Annotated in this window: 16 protein-coding genes and 1 other annotated feature; of the genes, 10 read left to right on the top strand and 6 right to left on the bottom strand. The window is 37.0% G+C overall.

The annotated features are described in order from the left end of the window. Positions 1–39: 39 nt before the first annotated feature. Both J4T76_RS10475 and J4T76_RS10470 read right to left on the bottom strand, forming a co-directional pair. On the bottom strand, positions 40–981 hold the full coding sequence (locus J4T76_RS10475) for a zinc-dependent alcohol dehydrogenase family protein (protein WP_267340807.1): 942 nt from the start codon (positions 979–981) through the stop codon (positions 40–42). Positions 982–1,154: 173 nt separating this feature from the next. After that, on the bottom strand, positions 1,155–1,361 hold the full coding sequence (locus J4T76_RS10470; RefSeq protein WP_443135225.1) for an isochorismatase family protein: 207 nt from the start codon (positions 1,359–1,361) through the stop codon (positions 1,155–1,157). Positions 1,362–1,814: 453 nt separating this feature from the next. Here J4T76_RS10470 and J4T76_RS10465 point away from each other — a divergent pair, with 453 nt between their 5' ends. The 9 genes from J4T76_RS10465 (at position 1,815) to hisIE (ending at position 9,657) form a co-directional block, all read left to right on the top strand. Continuing rightward, the gene (locus J4T76_RS10465; protein WP_267356065.1) at positions 1,815–2,078 is read left to right on the top strand and encodes an Lrp/AsnC family transcriptional regulator; all 264 of its coding nucleotides are present in this window, start codon (positions 1,815–1,817) and stop codon (positions 2,076–2,078) included. 338 nt (positions 2,079–2,416) lie between these two features. Beyond that, positions 2,417–2,542: a sequence feature (His leader region), on the top strand. Positions 2,543–2,582: 40 nt separating this feature from the next. Continuing rightward, positions 2,583–3,482, top strand: coding sequence for an ATP phosphoribosyltransferase (gene hisG / locus J4T76_RS10460; RefSeq protein ID WP_267340805.1), 900 nt, complete (start codon positions 2,583–2,585; stop codon positions 3,480–3,482). 3 nt (positions 3,483–3,485) lie between these two features. Beyond that, entirely contained in the window at positions 3,486–4,784 is a 1,299-nt protein-coding gene (gene hisD, locus J4T76_RS10455) for a histidinol dehydrogenase (RefSeq protein ID WP_267340803.1), read from the top strand. 5 nt (positions 4,785–4,789) lie between these two features. Then, the gene (gene hisC / locus J4T76_RS10450) at positions 4,790–5,848 is read left to right on the top strand and encodes a histidinol-phosphate transaminase (RefSeq protein ID WP_267340801.1); all 1,059 of its coding nucleotides are present in this window, start codon (positions 4,790–4,792) and stop codon (positions 5,846–5,848) included. An 8-nt stretch (positions 5,849–5,856) separates the two neighbouring features. Then, positions 5,857–6,924 carry a bifunctional histidinol-phosphatase/imidazoleglycerol-phosphate dehydratase HisB gene (gene hisB, locus J4T76_RS10445; protein ID WP_267340799.1) on the top strand — a complete coding sequence of 356 codons (1,068 nt, stop codon included), beginning with the start codon at positions 5,857–5,859 and terminating at the stop codon, positions 6,922–6,924. After that, on the top strand, positions 6,925–7,512 hold the full coding sequence (gene hisH, locus J4T76_RS10440) for an imidazole glycerol phosphate synthase subunit HisH (protein ID WP_267340797.1): 588 nt from the start codon (positions 6,925–6,927) through the stop codon (positions 7,510–7,512). It abuts the gene before it with no gap. 2 nt (positions 7,513–7,514) lie between these two features. Further along, the gene (gene hisA, locus J4T76_RS10435) at positions 7,515–8,267 is read left to right on the top strand and encodes a 1-(5-phosphoribosyl)-5-[(5-phosphoribosylamino)methylideneamino]imidazole-4-carboxamide isomerase (protein WP_267356063.1); all 753 of its coding nucleotides are present in this window, start codon (positions 7,515–7,517) and stop codon (positions 8,265–8,267) included. Continuing rightward, entirely contained in the window at positions 8,249–9,025 is a 777-nt protein-coding gene (gene hisF / locus J4T76_RS10430; protein WP_267345733.1) for an imidazole glycerol phosphate synthase subunit HisF, read from the top strand. Before hisA ends, hisF begins: the two co-directional genes overlap by 19 nt. Further along, a complete protein-coding gene (gene hisIE, locus J4T76_RS10425) occupies positions 9,019–9,657 on the top strand; it encodes a bifunctional phosphoribosyl-AMP cyclohydrolase/phosphoribosyl-ATP diphosphatase HisIE (protein WP_267340792.1) in 639 nt (212 codons plus the stop codon). The genes hisF and hisIE overlap by 7 nt, the downstream gene beginning before the upstream one ends. Positions 9,658–9,721: 64 nt before the next feature. Here the strand turns inward: hisIE and cysB are convergent, their stop codons facing one another. From cysB to matP, 3 genes are all read right to left on the bottom strand, one after another. Further along, entirely contained in the window at positions 9,722–10,696 is a 975-nt protein-coding gene (cysB, locus tag J4T76_RS10420) for an HTH-type transcriptional regulator CysB (RefSeq protein ID WP_267340791.1), read from the bottom strand. A 164-nt stretch (positions 10,697–10,860) separates the two neighbouring features. Continuing rightward, positions 10,861–13,461, bottom strand: a complete 2,601-nt coding sequence (gene topA, locus J4T76_RS10415) for a type I DNA topoisomerase (RefSeq protein WP_267354924.1) — start codon at positions 13,459–13,461, stop codon at positions 10,861–10,863. A gap of 29 nt (positions 13,462–13,490) precedes the next feature. Beyond that, positions 13,491–13,955, bottom strand: coding sequence for a macrodomain Ter protein MatP (gene matP / locus J4T76_RS10410; protein WP_416380223.1), 465 nt, complete (start codon positions 13,953–13,955; stop codon positions 13,491–13,493). A 149-nt stretch (positions 13,956–14,104) separates the two neighbouring features. Here matP and J4T76_RS10405 point away from each other — a divergent pair, with 149 nt between their 5' ends. Continuing rightward, complete coding sequence (locus J4T76_RS10405; protein WP_267356061.1) at positions 14,105–15,796, top strand: amidohydrolase; 1,692 nt, start codon at positions 14,105–14,107, stop codon at positions 15,794–15,796. A gap of 50 nt (positions 15,797–15,846) precedes the next feature. Here J4T76_RS10405 and J4T76_RS10400 read toward each other — a convergent pair whose 3' ends face one another. Continuing rightward, positions 15,847–17,235 carry a PTS fructose transporter subunit IIC gene (locus J4T76_RS10400; RefSeq protein WP_267356059.1) on the bottom strand — a complete coding sequence of 463 codons (1,389 nt, stop codon included), beginning with the start codon at positions 17,233–17,235 and terminating at the stop codon, positions 15,847–15,849. Positions 17,236–17,239: the final 4 nt, after the last annotated feature.

Here is a 17,239-nt window from a genome sequence, read left to right as displayed (position 1 = left end):
TTCATTAATTACCGCTAATGAATCAAACCTTCAAATTCTTCATTTTATAGCTAATAATGGTTTACTATTGATGCCGACTTGCCGATAAGCTTTAATGGCGCTTTTCCAATTGTTAAAGTCAAACAAGTAAGGTTGATTTAAATCATTTTTGTCCAACTTTGGCCAAATGTCATCAAACATATTTTGCCACTGAACTTGACTCATATTGCTTATACAGTGACGAACATGAAACCAATGTACCTTAGGTAACCTTCTATTATTTATTAAGTTAACACCTGAAAGTAATCCATAAGAAATAAATTCACTTAATTCCTGCATATTATTTAAAATTGTTTTAGCAAGAACGCCACCAACTGCATCATAAACAAGATCTGCCTGTGCAGCAAAATATCTTATAGCATTAGTATCATTTTGGTTTAAAGTTTTAATGCCATATTTATTATAAAATTGAATATGATTATCTGAGCGACAAATGGCAGTTATCGATAACGCTTGTGAATTTCTTGCCCATTTGCAAAGTAACTTTGCACAATCGGCCCCACCTGCCGTGACTAAAATATGTTTTTTTTGAGGAGGAAAACGTTTAAGCATCAACCAGGCGGCAACGGGATTAATATAAGCTCGGGCGGCTAAATCATTTTCTATATAATCGGGGATGGGGATAGCATAGTGTGCGGGTGAATCAACAAAATTTTGCCAAGTTCCTTCCCCTCTTAATGGTAATACACGCTTTCCAATCAGGTATTGATGTGTTGAAGGTGCTTCAATAACCACTCCGACACCTTCATAGCCAGCAATCTGTGGCAATATAATACGATGTTGATACGCCCCTGTAATTGGAATAAGATCTGAAGCGTTAATTGGCGCATATAACATTTCGACTCTAATGCAATCTTTTTTTACTAAGGGCTTATTTAAACATTCAAGCTTCAATACATGTTCAGGGATACCATATTGCTTATAACATAACGCAGAGTTCAAATATGATTCCTAAAAGTTATCTTTAATCAGAATAAAATGTCCTCATTATAACTCATTTAATAGTAAATTATTCGATTCACTTTCGACATTTAGATGGTCTTTTTTGTGCCATCCAAATGCATATCAATCAAATTCTAATTATCAATAAGTGAATTCCTTTCGTTGTCTTGATATCACGATACTCGTATAAATGATTCACAGCTTATTATCGTAGTGGATTGCATTAATGCGGACATAAAACTATTATGTACATCTTGTGAATGGATAATATTGCCATTGAAGTCAAGATCACAAATAGTACAAGCATCATGAACTAAAATCGGTTGATAATTAAGATCGAATGCACAGCGGGCAGTAGAATCAACGCACATATGACTCATCATCCTACAAATTACTAATTGTGTTATTCCCTAATTGCTCTAACTTCTGTTGCAACTGTGTATGGTAAAAGCTATTTGGATGCGCTTTTTGAATGATCAATTCATTAGGTTTATTAATAGCAAGTAATTTGACATGCAATTGACTACCATAACTATGATTTACAAAAAAAACAGCATTAAGATCCCGGTTAATATGTTGTATATAAATAATAAGTAATTGTTTTTTTCGAAAAAATTTTGAAGTTTTAGAGTATGTTGCAGAACTTCTTCGGTATTATTTAATGGATAGTTACCGTCAGGTAAAATAATCATTTTGCACAGCAATGAGTAATAATGCTTGAGTCATTTTTCTCTCCTTATATCAAGTTTCGTAATATTATTTTGTAATATTTAACGTTCAAAAAGCATAGCAAATTGAAATGATAAATATCGATGAACTTTTAAATTGAAACAATGGATAAGAAAGATCAAAAAATTTTAAAGGTATTAAGAAATAATAGCCGTCAATCATGGCGGGAAATTGGCGAAAAAGTGTTTTTATCTAGCCAAGCTGTAGGTCAACGAGTTCAAGATAGGCTCAACAAGCATATTATTGAAAAATTCACCATTAAAGAGCAAAAACGACACTTACAATTTATTACTATTTATATGGACACTAATCAATTTGCTTCTTTTGAAAATTTAGTAAAGTATTTTAATGAACTCATTAAATTTTAAAAGATTACTGGCAATGGGTGCTATAGGATTATCAGTCTGTTCGACAATAATGCGTTGACCTCTTTCTTAACTAAAATTACGGATTTTGGTCGTTATAAAGTTTGTCGTCAATTAAAACAAATTTTATAATCAAGTTTGTTTTATTTCATTGATTTATTATCAATTAATAACCGTAATCGGTGAAATATAGAGAAACTCGGCATTTACAAATTTATCTTTAAATTATAAAAAAATGAGTTGATAGTTATTCATTTCTGTTATATTTTGTATAGTAATTTTAATAATTAATTAACTTATTGGTTTTATTTTATGAATTGTTTTTGCGTTTTTGTTATTAAACATCATCACCATCATACCTGATTAGTCTTCGGGCGATTGGTGCTGGAAGACAATTGGTCTTCCGGTGATATCGCGAAAGCAAGCAGAAAACCCTCGGAAGATCAAACTTTCGAGGGTTTTTTTGTTTGTAGTTTAAAAATTTTTTAGAATAAATTGGAGAATAATATGTTGGATAATTCGCGTTTACGTATAGCAATGCAGAAATCGGGTCGTTTAAGTGATGAATCAAAAAAACTGCTCGCACAATGTGGTATTAAAATTAACCTTCAAGAACAACGTTTGATTGCGTTCGCTGAAAATATGCCAATTGATATTTTACGCGTTCGTGATGACGATATTCCTGGATTAGTAATTGATGGGGTTGTCGATCTAGGGATTGTTGGCGAAAATGTTTTAGAAGAAGAAGTGTTAGACCGACAAGCCGAAGGGTTCAATCCTCAATATAAAACATTACGCCGTTTGGATTTTGGCGGTTGTCGGTTATCGATTGCTGCTCCTCGTGATTTTGATTATACCGCTCCTGAATGTTTAAATGATTTACGTATCGCTACCACCTATCCTCACTTACTCCGCCGTTATCTTTCTCAATACCACGTAACTTTTAAAACCTGCTTGCTCAATGGTTCAGTAGAAGTAGCACCACGAGCAGGTCTGGCTGATGTTATTTGTGACTTAGTTTCAAGCGGTGCAACACTTGAAGCAAATGGACTCAAAGAGATTGAAGTGATTTACAAATCTAAAGCTTGCTTAATTCAACGCCAAGGCGAAATGCCACCTGACAAGCAAGCGTTGATTGATAAGTTGATGACTCGAATTCAAGGGGTTATCCAAGCTCGTGAATCCAAATACATTATGTTACATGCGCCAACCAAAGTTTTAGATCAAGTTGTGGCTTTATTACCTGGTGCTGAAAATCCTACGATATTACCACTTACAGGTGAGCAAAATCGTGTGGCATTACATATGGTGAGCTCTGAATCACTATTTTGGGAAACCATGGAAAAACTCAAAGCATTGGGGGCTAGCTCAATTCTTGTCTTACCAATCGAAAAAATGATGGAGTAAAAAATGAAACTTTCATATTGGCAACAATGTTCAGATACAGAGCGGACAGCATTATTAACTCGCCCGGCTATCACCGCTTCAGATTCAATTAGCCAAGCGGTAACAGATATTTTAAATCAGGTGCAACAAAATGGTGATCAAGCTTTAATCGCACTCAGTAATAAGTTTGATAAAATACAAATCCAACAAATAAAATTGACACAAGATGCGATCAAAACAGCAACGACACGAGTTAAACCTGAATTAAAACAGGCAATGCAATTAGCCGTCAGTAATATTGAAAAATTTCACCAAGCTCAAGTTAAATCAGCAATTACTGTTGAAACAATACCGGGAATAAAATGTCAGCTCGTTACCCGTCCGATTGATTCAGTAGGTCTTTATATTCCAGGTGGTTCTGCGCCGTTATTATCTACAGTGTTAATGCTAGCTATTCCGGCTAAAATTGCGGGTTGCCGTAACGTAATTTTATGCTCTCCACCACCGATCGCAGATGAAATCTTATATGCGGCTGAACTTTGCGGTGTGACCGAAATATACCAATTAGGTGGTGCTCAAGCCATCGCTGCATTGGCTTTTGGAAGTGAATCAGTACCTAAAGTTGATAAAATTTTTGGTCCAGGTAATGCTTTTGTTACTGAAGCTAAACGCCAAGTTAGCCAACGTCTTGATGGAGCAGCAATTGATATGCCTGCTGGTCCTTCAGAAGTGTTGGTTATCGCCGACAATTCAGCTAATCCTGCTTTTATTGCTGCCGATTTATTATCACAAGCGGAGCATGGTCCTGATTCACAAGTGGTACTAGTCACTCCAGATGAAAATATTGCTAAAGCGGTTTCAATTGAAGTTGATAAACAATTAACCCAATTATCTCGAAAAGACATTGCCGAAAAGGCGTTACAAGAAAGTCGTCTTATTGTGACCAAAGATTTAGCTCAATGTATTGCTATCAGTAATTGTTATGGTCCTGAGCATTTAATTATTCAAACGCAAAATGCCGATGATCTGGTAGAACAAATTACTAGTGCGGGCTCAATATTTTTAGGTAATTGGTCACCTGAATCAGCGGGTGATTATGCTTCAGGAACTAATCATGTTTTACCAACTTATGGTTATACAGCGACTTACTCAAGTCTTGGATTGGCCGATTTTCAAAAACGTATGACCATACAAAAATTATCGCCTGAAGGCTTACAAGCCATTGGTCATTCGGTTGAATTAATGGCGCAAGCGGAGCAGCTTACTGCTCATAAACAAGCTGTAACGCTTCGTTTAGCTGCATTAAATACTAAAAATAGGTGAATAATATGGATATTAATCGATTAGTCAGAAAGAATGTTCAGAAATTAACACCTTACCAATCTGCTCGACGGATAGGTGGAAAAGGTGATATATGGTTAAATGCCAATGAATACCCTATTGCTCCGCAATTTCATTTAACTCAACAGACATTAAACCGTTATCCTGAACCACAACCTAAACAGGTGATTAATAGTTATGCTCATTATGTAGGTGTTAAACCGGAACAACTCATTGTAAGTCGTGGAGCTGATGAAGCAATTGAACTGTTAATGCGGGCATTTTGTGAGCCACAGCAAGATAGCATTTTATATTGTCCTCCTACTTATGGTATGTATCAGGTTAGCGCAGAAACATTAGGTATTAATATCAAAACCGTACCAACAACATCAGATTGGCAGCTGGATCTACTGGGAATTAATCAACATATTGATAATGTAAAATTAATTTATATTTGCTCGCCAAATAATCCAACGGGTAATTTAATTAATCCTGATGATATTAAAACACTATTAGATATTGCTAAAAATCGTGCTCTTGTGGTGATAGATGAGGCTTATATTGAGTTTTCGCCAGATTCTTCCGTGGTTAGTTGGTTAGCAAAATATCCGCATTTAGTTATTTTAAGAACTTTATCAAAAGCTTTCGCATTGGCTGGTTTACGATGTGGTTTTACTATTGCTAATAAACCTGTGATAGCTGCATTACAAAAAGTCATTGCTCCTTATCCATTGGCAACACCCGTAGCGGATATCGCGACGCAAGCACTTAGTAAAATTGGTATTGAAAAAATGCGACAACAAGTACAACTTATCAATGCTCAAAAGCAGAAGTTTGCACAGGATTTGTCGGCTTTACCAATCGTCGAAAAAGTTTATCCTAGTTCCTCTAACTATTTATGTGTTAAATTTCAAACAGGTAAAGATGTGTTTCAGTCATTATGGAATCAGGGCATTATTTTGCGCGATCAAAGCAAATCTATCGGGCAAGATAGTATCATTCGCATTAGTGTTGGCACAGCAGCCGAATGTGATGCGGTAATTTTGGCACTCAAAGCGATAATATAGGAGCAATGATGTTACAAAAATATTTATTTATTGACCGTGATGGAACATTAATCACAGAACCGCCAATCGATTTTCAGGTCGATAGCTTTGAGAAGTTGGCGTTAGAACCTAATGTCATCCCTGCTCTGCTTAAGTTGCAATCCGCTGGTTTTAAACTGGTGATGATAACAAATCAAGATGGCCTCGGTACCAGTAATTATCCACAATCTGATTTTGATGGACCTCACAATTTAATGATGCAAATTTTTCAATCACAAGGGGTTAATTTTGAAGAAGTACTGATTTGTCCTCACTTTTCAGAAGATAATTGTCAATGTCGTAAGCCGAAAATCCAATTAGTTCTACCTTATCTTAGCAATGGTAACATAGATAAAAATAATAGTTATGTTATTGGTGACAGGATCACTGATATTCAACTTGCTGAAAATATGCAGATTAAAGGATTACATTACAATTCTAACACATTAAATTGGCTCGAAATAGCTCAACGTTTAACCACTGATGACCGCTATGCAAAAGTCGAACGTAACACTAAAGAGACAAAGATTTTAGTTGAAGTTTGGCTTGATCGCCAAGGTGATAGTCAAATCACTACTGGTATTGGTTTTTTTGATCATATGTTGGATCAAATCGCCACCCATGGAGGGATCAAACTTAACATCAAAGTGAATGGAGATTTGCAGATTGATGACCATCATACCATCGAAGATACTGGATTAGCATTAGGTGAAGCGTTAAAAATCGCTTTAGGTGATAAACGAGGGATTACTCGCTATGCTTCAGTCATTCCTATGGATGAATGTTTAGCTGAATGCGCAATGGATATTTCAGGGCGTCCTTTTCTGAAATTTAATGCGCAATTTACTTATCCCAAAGTGGGCGATATGAGCACCCAAATGGTCGAACATTTCTTTTATTCTATCAGTTACGCTATGGCAATTACCTTACATATTGAAACGCAAGGCAATAATGATCACCATAAAGTTGAAAGTTTATTTAAAGCCTTTGCACGAACGTTAAAGCAAGCTATCAAGATAGATGGTAATAGATTACCGAGCTCAAAAGGAGTACTGTAGATGAAAGTTGTCATTCTCGATACGGGTTGCGCTAACCTCTCTTCGGTTAAATATGCCATAGAACGATTGGGGTATAACCCCATAATTAGTCTTGAACCCGAAGTAGTACTTGACTGTGATAAGCTGTTTCTACCCGGTGTAGGATCCGCTTCAGCAGCAATGAAGAAGTTAAAAGAACGCAATTTAGTTGATCTTATTAAAGCTTGTACTCAACCCGTCTTAGGTATTTGTCTTGGTATGCAACTGCTAGCCAAATACAGCAGCGAGGGGCACGTACAAACATTAGGAATAATTGACGAAAAAGTAGATGAAATTTCGAATGTTGGTTTACCTTTACCTCATATGGGTTGGAATCAAGTTTACCCAAAAGCTGGTCATCATCTATTTAGAGATATTGCAGATGATGCTTATTTTTACTTTGTTCATGGATACGCGATGCCACTATGCTCAGCAACTATTGCAGAAACCAATTACGGAGAAAGCTTTACCGCTGCCGTACAAAAAGACAACTTTTACGGTGTACAGTTTCATCCCGAACGTTCTGGATCAGCCGGTGCACAATTACTAAAAAACTTTTTGGAGATGTAACAATGGCTGTTTATCCTACTATTATTCCAGCACTTGATTTAATTGACGGTAGTGTGGTTCGATTACATCAAGGTGATTATGGACTAAAACGTGATTATGGAAGTGACCCATTAACCCGTTTACTAAATTACCAACAACAAGGAGCACAACTTCTGCATCTTGTAGATTTGGCTGGTGCAAAAGACCCTAAAGCTCGACAAATGACATTAATTCAAACGTTAATTAAAGGCGTTCAAGTACCTGTGCAAATTGGTGGCGGCATCCGCACTGAAGATGATGTACAGGCGCTTCTTGCAGCTGGTGCAGCACGAGTTGTGATAGGATCAACAGCCATTAAACAACCTGAATTTGTTAAGAAGTGGTTTAACAAATATGGGGCTGAAGCGTTAGTTCTAGCGCTGGATGTACGCATCGCTGCTGATGGTAATAAATATGTTGCGATTCATGGTTGGCAAGAAGATTCCAACCAAACACTTGAACAAGTCATCGATGATTACTTACCACATGGCTTAAAACACGTACTGTGCACCGACATTTCTAAAGACGGTACCCTGAGCGGTTCAAATGTGAGTCTGTATCGAGATATTAGCCAAAAATATCCTCAAATAGCCTTTCAGGCATCGGGTGGAATTGGTCAACTCAATGATGTTAAAGCGCTTATGGATAGTGGCGTAGCAGGTGTGATCGTAGGACGAGCACTGCTTGAAGGAAAATTTACCGTTGAGGAGGCAATATCATGTTGGCAAAAAGAATAATTCCTTGTTTGGATGTACGCGATGGACAAGTAGTGAAAGGTGTGCAGTTTCGTAATCACGAAATTATGGGCGATATCGTACCATTAGCTAAGCGTTATGCTCAGGAAGGGGCTGATGAACTCGTTTTTTATGATATTACTGCATCTTCCGATGGTCGTGTTGTTGATAAAAGTTGGGTTGCAAAAGTTGCCGAAGTGATTGATATCCCCTTTTGTGTGGCTGGCGGTATTAAAACAGTAAAAGATGCAGGACAGATTTTAACTTTTGGTGCTGATAAAATCTCAATTAACTCCCCAGCGTTGGCTAATCCTAATTTGATTACTGAGTTGGCAGATCGTTATGGTGTCCAGTGTGTTGTTGTAGGGATTGATACTTGGTATGACCATCAATCCAATGACTATCATGTTTATCAGTTTACAGGAGATGAAAAACGTACAGTGGCAACTAAATGGAATACACTTGATTGGGTGAGAGAAGTACAAAAACGTGGTGCTGGTGAAATTGTTTTGAATATGATGAATCAAGACGGGGTACGTAATGGTTACGATTTAGCTCAATTAAAAGCCGTGCGTGAAGTTTGCCATGTACCATTGATTGCTTCTGGTGGTGCTGGTACGAAAGAGCATTTTTTACAAGCCTTTAATGAACCGGATGTCGACGGAGCCTTGGCCGCATCAGTATTTCATAAACAAATAATTAACATTGGTGAACTTAAACAATACTTAGTGCAACATGGAGTAAATATTCGATTATGCTAACAGAAAATTCCAATACAACATTTAATCCGCAATTTGATCCAACACAACTTGATTGGCAAAAAGTCGATAATTTGATGCCAGTCATTATACAACATTACGTTTCAGGTGATGTACTCATGCTTGGTTATATGAATCAAGAAGCGCTAGCCCGAACTTTAAGCAGTGGCAAAGTTACTTTTTATTCACGCACTAAACAGCGTCTTTGGACTAAAGGCGAAAGTTCTGGCAATTTTTTAAATGCCGTAAGTATCACTCCTGATTGTGATAATGATACCTTATTGATTTTAGTTGACCCCATTGGACCAACGTGTCACACAGGCCATAACAGCTGTTTTGCTTCGGCGAAAACTCAGTGGGGGTTTTTATTTGAGTTAGAGCAATTAATTGCTGGTCGTAAAAATGCCGATCCACAATCGTCTTATACCGCTAAACTTTATCATGATGGCACTAAACGTATTGCTCAAAAAGTTGGAGAAGAAGGTGTTGAAACAGCCTTAGCAGCGACGGTTCGTGATATTGAAGAGCTGAAAAATGAATCGGCTGATTTGGTCTATCATCTTATCGTTTTACTGCATGATCAAAATCTATCACTGCAAGATGTAATTGGTACTTTGAAAGCAAGACACAAATAATTCAGAAATATAAGTGCGATAGTCTCGCACTTTTTTTATAGAATTCTTAAAAAGAATGTTTAAGTTAGCGAACTGGTAATTTTACTCCATTGAACATGGCTAATACCTCGCTATTATTTTCACATAACATCAGTTTATCGATTATTTGACGATTTAAGTGTGGTGAAAATTGACTGATAAAATCATACATATAACTGCGTAAAAATAAAGAGCGTGCAAAAGTGATATAAGTGGTACTATAAGGGAAAAGATGTCCAGCATTAAGCACGACAAAATCTTCATCAGCGATAGCATCACTCACTGCCATTTTAGCAACAATTCCAACGCCAACGCCTAATTTCACATAAGTTTTAATTAACTCAGCATCGGTCGTGCTAAACACAATATTTGGCAATTGTCCTGCGCGAATAAAAGCTTGATTGAGGTCAGAACCATCATTAGTAAAATCATAACTAACCAGCGGATATTGAGATAATTCTACAATAGAAATTAAGCTACTTTTAGCCAATGGATGATCTTTTTTAACGATTACTGCTTGGTTCCAGTGATAACATGGCAATGCAATCATTTCATCATTAAGTTGAGAAAGGTCAGTGACAATGGCAAAATCAGCTTGCCCTGTTTGTGCCTGTAAAATACATTGGGGAGATGAGCCCTGCTCCATATGTAAAATAATATTCGGGTATTGCTTCATAAATTGCTGGATGACTATTGGCAAACTATAGTGTGCTTGAGTATAAGTTGTCGTAATCGTTAATGAACCCTGATTAGGCTGACTAAACTCTTTAGCTATAATTTTTATATCTTTTGATTTGTTGAGGATGTCACGCGCCAGAGAAATCACTTTTTCGCCAACAGGAGTGACTTCGGAAAGATGTTTCCCCACTCTTGTAAATATTTGAATGCCAAGTTCATCTTCTAACAATTTTATTTGTTTACTGATACCAGGTTGCGAAGTATAAAGTTTTTCGGAGGTTAGCGAAACATTGAGGTCGTTATTGACTACTTCAACAATGTAGCGTAATTGTTGCAATTTCATGACAAAGGCTCCTTTAACTATATACTTTCCTCGCTTTCGACTTTAGTCTAACGCGAGGAATCGTAAGGTAATTCCTTTTATACCCTAGCACAAACAAAAACAAATTTTATACTAAAACGTATACATAACCTGAAACTTTTTGACGACGTTTCAGGTGTTCTTACCTACTTTTTACTATTTACCCATTTTCCGTCTAGGTATTGCATTACCCAGCCTGTCGATTTTCCATTCACTTCGGAAGTGACATACTGTTGTTTGCTTTTACGACTAAAACGTACAATGGATGGATTTCCATCTGGATCTTTATTCGGTGCTTGAGTTAAATAAATAAATTTTTCTGGCAAACGATCTTTAAACCGTTGTAGCTCTTCAATCAATGGTGCACGTGTTTCTCTTGATTTTGGAAAATTATGTGCTGCCAAGAAGATACCTGCTGCACCATCACGTAAAACAAAATGAGCATCAGATTTGCTGCACGGTAGTTCTGGTAAATCAACTGGATCTTCTTTTGGTGGTGCAACATCACCATTTTTTAAAATTTTACGTGTATTTTTACAGTCTTGATTGGTACATCCCATATATAAACCAAAACGCCCTGATTTTAAGTGCATTTCTGATCCACATTTTTCGCATTCAATGATTGGACCCTCGTAACTTTTCACTTTAAAGTTTCCTTTTTCAACAATAGAACCATCACAAATTGGGTTGTTACCGCAAATATGTAATTTTCGTTCATTATCGAGTAAATAACTGTCCATTGCTGTATGACATTTTGGACAACGTTTACGCGCCCTTAAAGCATCAGTTTCGGCTGTTTCGGCCTCTTCCAAAATATTTAATGTTTCATGTTCTGGAATAAGATTAATGGTTTGTTTGCAACGCTCTTTAGGTGGTAATGCGTAACCCGAACAAGCTAAAAACACTCCTGTACCAGCTGTTTTGATCCCCATTTCACGACCACAATTAGGGCATTTAATTTCAGGTGTTAATACAAGTGGATTGAGTTGCATTCCACCCTTATCCGGTGCTTGTTCTGCCACTTCAAGATGAGCACTAAAATCGCTAAAGAATTGATCAAGAACTTCTCGCCATTCTTGTTTTTTGTGGGCAATTTCATCTAAAGCATGCTCCATACGTGCCGTAAAATCGTAACTCATTAAATCATTAAAATTTTCATTTAATCTATCCGTTACAATTTCACCAATTTTTTCCGCATAAAAACGGCGATTATCCAAACGCACATAGCCGCGATCTTGAATGGTGGAAATGATAGTTGCATAAGTTGATGGACGACCAATTTCTCGTTTCTCAAGTTCTTTAACCAATGATGCCTCATTATAGCGCGCAGGTGGTTTGGTAAAGTGTTGATTCGGATTTAAGCTGATTAATGATAATTCGTCGTTAACGGCAACTTTAGGTAATATTTTGTCTTCACTGTTTTTAGACAGTTGAGGTTGCACTTTAGTCCAACCATCAAAACGTAACGTGCGTCCTTTAGCCTTTAATGTAAAATCACCTGATTTTACGGTAAGCGTCGTTGAGTTGTATTCTGCCGATGTCATTTGGCAGGCAACAAATTGTCGCCAAATTAATTGATACAATTTGCAAGCATCGGCTTCAACATCACTAATATCATCGGCAACAACGTTCACATCAGAGGGGCGTATGGCCTCATGTGCCTCTTGTGAATTCTTTTTACTGCTGTAAACATTCGCTGATTTAGGTAGATATTTTTCACCAAAATTTTGACCAATATAATCTCGTACCATAGTTAACGCATCTTGACTTAAATTAGTTGAGTCCGTACGCATATAGGTAATGTAACCCGCTTCATACAAACGCTGAGCTAACATCATGGTTTTTTTAACTCCAAAGCCCAAACGTGTGCTTGCAGCTTGTTGCAAGGTTGAAGTAATAAATGGAGCAGTTGGATTACTTTTAGTTGGCTTTTCTTCAATATTGGTAACTTGATATTGATTTTTATTTAATTCACTTAAAGCAATATCAATAGCAACTTTATCTTTGGGTTCAAATGCTTCATTTTTATAATGCACAACTTGCATAGTTAACAGCTCATTATTGGCTGTATTAAGATCAGCAAACAGATCCCAGTATTCTTCTGGAATAAAAGCATGAATTTCACGTTCACGTTCAACTACTAATCGAACAGCAACAGACTGTACACGCCCCGCGGATAGCCCTCTTGCCACTTTTTTCCAAAGTAATGGTGATAGCATAAAGCCTACAACTCGATCCATAAAGCGACGAGCTTGCTGAGCATTGACGCGATCCATATCTAACATAGAGGGTTCGTTGAAAGCATTTTTTATTGCAGTCTTAGTAATTTCGTTGAATACCACACGACGATATTTACTGTGTTCACCACCTATAACCTCTTTTAGATGCCATGCAATCGCTTCTCCTTCTCTATCCAAGTCGGTTGCGAGATAGATCATATCAGCATCTTTAGCGAGTTTTTTTAGTTCAGCAACCACCCGTTCTTTACCGGGTAAAATTTCGTAATGTGCTTTCCAGCCATTATAAGGATCGACACTCATTCGGTCGACCAAAACCTGTTTTTCTGAACGTTTAACTTTTTTCTCAGCTTTATCTTTTGTGGTTTTTTCAGCACGTTGACTACTACCACTTACTGGAAGGTCACGAATATGTCCTACACTTGATTTAACCACGAAATCTTTGCCAAGATATTTATTAATTGTTTTTGCTTTGGCTGGTGATTCCACAATAACAAGGGATTTTCCCATAATTAAACCTATTTATCCTGTAGTTTGAGTTAATTATCGTCAAGCTTCGCATCAAGAAGCGACTGTAAATCATCCTTAATTGTCGATACTTTTGTTGCATATTGCTCTTTCTGCTCGGCGTCTTCAATAAGTTGCGTAATGGTTTGCGACAAAGTACAACCTCGGCGTTTTGCTAAATTAGCGAGCCGTTGCCACACTAAAAATTCCAAATCAATGGATTTCTTTCGTGTATTTTGTTGTTCAGCATTAAAATGACGTTTTCGTCTAGCCCGAATAGTTTGCTTCATGCGATTATCTAAATCGGGATTTAAATGCTCATTAATCCAATTAATTACTTCTTTTGGATTATGTTCTAATAGTAATAATTCATTTACGGCATGTTGTGCAGCACTTTTTTCGATATGACGAGTAATTAACTCACCCTCTAAATGCCTTTTTACAAGATAGTGCCATTTCCAACCGCATTCAAGGTTTTCTAATTGTTGATATTTCATCGGCTCACCTTGTGACGCTGTAACTAAATGGGTTAGTTTTAGCATAATCTTCTCACACAATAAAGAAAATTATTGCATTTGACAAATTTTTTATAAATCTGCTATCGTTCAGCTTTCATTTTGATCTTTATTTTGAGGAATCACCTATAATGGCTAAAGCTGATGTTATTTATGTTAATGGCTATATTTATACCGCAAACCAAGAAGATACTGTTTGTGAAGCTATCGCCATTAAAAATGGCTATATTATTGCAACTGGTAGTACACAAGAAATAAATAACCAGAATTATGTTGATAACCAAACAACCATTTATGATTTAAAAGGCAAAACCATGATGCCTGGAATCATCGATTCACATTTACATACTTTTTGGGGAGGAATGCAATTATCCTCATGCAATTTACATTATCAAAGTTTAACCATAGATGATACTTTAGCAATTATTCAAGCATATTTAGATAAAGATTCCACAAATCACAATAACCATTGGCTGCAAGTACGCGGTTGGCTAAGACAAGAGGTTTTACCAGTAGGTACGGATATTACTCGATTCGATCTTGATCGTCTTAACACTTTACGTCCAGTCATCCTTTTTTCAAATGACTGCCATACATTGGTTGCCAATAGCATTGCATTAGATAAATTTGGCTTAGATAGAAATACGCCAGAGCCTACGGATGGCAAAATTGGTCGTACCGCTGATGGTGAGTTAAATGGTATCTTAGAAGATGCCCCTGCCATGCGTGCTTTTGATAGTATCTCTAAATTAACAAATGAACAAGCACTCAATGTCGCTAAATTATCACAAACCGAACTCAACAAACAAGGCGTTACTTCGGTTATGGATGCCCGAATCACTGAAATACAAGCTGATGCATTTTTACAATTACAAAAACAAGACCAATTGACCATCCGCTTATTTGGCGCCCACGAACTTCCTCCTGATGATGTCTCGTCAATTGAAGATATTCCTAATGTTATCAATAAAGTGAAACAGTTTGCTGCGCGTTATGATGATAAAAATTGGCAACCCAAACCCGGTATTAAAGTGTCACATGTTAAGTTATTTGTTGATGGGGTGATGCAACAACCTTTAATGACGGCAAGGTTACTAAAACCTTATAACTTAGCCGATGAAAAAGATCGTTATGGTGATCTCTATTATTCCATTGAAATGTTAGACGCCTTAATTTTAGAATCATCAAAAGCTGGTTTTCATCCACATATGCATACCGTTGGTGAAGGTGCTATTGAAGTGGTTCTCAATGCAATTGAGAAAATGCGTAAAGCGTTACCAGATGCTGATATTCGTCCGAGCACGGCACACAATGAGCTAAGTGCTTCACATCAATTTGCTAGATACAAACAGTTAAATGCTGGTGTGGTATTTTCATTTCAATGGGCAGGATGCAGCTCGTCCATGGTTGAACAATATCAAACTCTTTTTGGTGAAGAGCGCTATCATGGTTTAGAAGCTCATGGACAGTATATTGATGCTGGTGTCCATTGCGCTTTTGGTAGTGATTGGCCGATTGATCCATTAAATGAATGGTATGATTTTCAAATTGCCATGACCAGACAAATCGACGCGGATCACCCACGGTTAAATAGCGACCGTAATTTAACCGCCAAAGAGGTATTACGTTGTGCTACTATTGGTGCGGCTTACCTATTAAAACAAGATGAATATATTGGTTCCATTGAAAAAGGTAAATTTGCTGATCTTATCATCTTAGATCGTAATCCGTTTACCATTGCAGCGACAGATATGCAAAATGTGAATGTTTTGACAACAATAGTCGGTGGTAAAATTGTCTATCAACAAGATGAATCTTTATAGATGAATAAGAAATGGGTACACCGTCTCACTGGATGGTGCACCCCATTTTATCATTGTTTTTCAATTACCTGCTCCGTTTCAACGGAAACTTTTTTAGTGAAGTGTAAAATTGCAGCTATAATAAATGCGCCAATAAACATATCGATAACATACCACATTGCGCCTTTAGTTACTCCACCTAAAGCAACAAGTCCTCCAAAAGCAACCAATGAGTCTATTCCACATATCATACCTAGCATACCTGCAACAGCGGTACCAACAATAATGGCAATAATTATGCGTTTCGGATCTTTAGCCGCAAATGGAATGGCTCCTTCAGTAATACCGGCTAATGATAGAAAAAATGCTGTAATACCAAACTCTTTTTCTTCTTTACTGTATATTGATCGGGAAACAATCAAGGAAGAAAGAGCTAATCCTAATGGCGGGATCGCACAACACATACGGAAAACACCATTAGGACCATAAATGCCTTCAGCCATTGCAGCTAAAGTAAACGCTGTTGCAGCTTTACTACATGGTCCACCCATATCTAAAGCTGCCAATATCCCAATACCGATACCTAAAAATGCTGCATTGACTTGAGACATACCTTTTAAAGTTGCCACCATAGCTTTTACAAACCAATCCAATGGATAAGATAAACCATAAATATAGATTGGTGCCATCACTAATAATGTTACTGTTGGAATGATCATTACGGGCATAACCGAAGCGATAACAGGATGTACTTTAATGGTTTTAAACCACCTAACAAAGTAACCTATTAAAATCCCGAAAATCATTGCGCCAATAAATCCAGTACTAACGTGATTGACCCCAATTGGATTATTAACGACATACCCCATAATGAATGCAGGAGCAAGAGCAGCATTGCCACCGATTGAATAAGCCATATAAGCTGCTAAAACCGGTACCATCATTGCAAATCCGTAGAAAGCGACTTGTTGAAGGTCCGCAAAAAATTGATTACTGGGTGAAATGGTATTTTGAGTAACATCACCAGTGATTAACACAATTGAAAAGAGTATCCCTGATGCAATTATAACAGGTAAAAATTTGCTAATACCCGTATTTAAAGCTTTAAAGATTTCTGTACCAACATTATCTTTTATTACTTTTGTCGACATTTGCTTAGCATGATTGAAAATATTAGCCGTATTTTTAACGGCTTCACCCGTACTGACTTCGATAACATTTTTATAAGATTCAATTCGCTCTGCATTTTCAATCGATATATCCGTTGCCAATATAATGACATCGGCACTGATAAGATCGCTTTGTGTTAATGCATTTTCGATACCAGCAGCACCTTGTGTTTCGACTTTGCATTCCCAACCGCGTTTTTTAGCCTCATTTTCAATTTTTTGTTTTGCTATATAGGTATGCGCCATCCCTGCTGTACAGGCACAAATTGCCACAATTTTCTTATTATTCATAAAT

The organism is Gilliamella sp. B3022 (assembly GCF_028751545.1).
In the GTDB taxonomy this organism is placed as follows: Bacteria; Pseudomonadota; Gammaproteobacteria; order Enterobacterales; family Orbaceae; genus Gilliamella.
The sequence above is the reverse complement of the archived record's forward strand: the minus strand, read 5'-3'. Positions and strand labels throughout refer to the sequence as shown.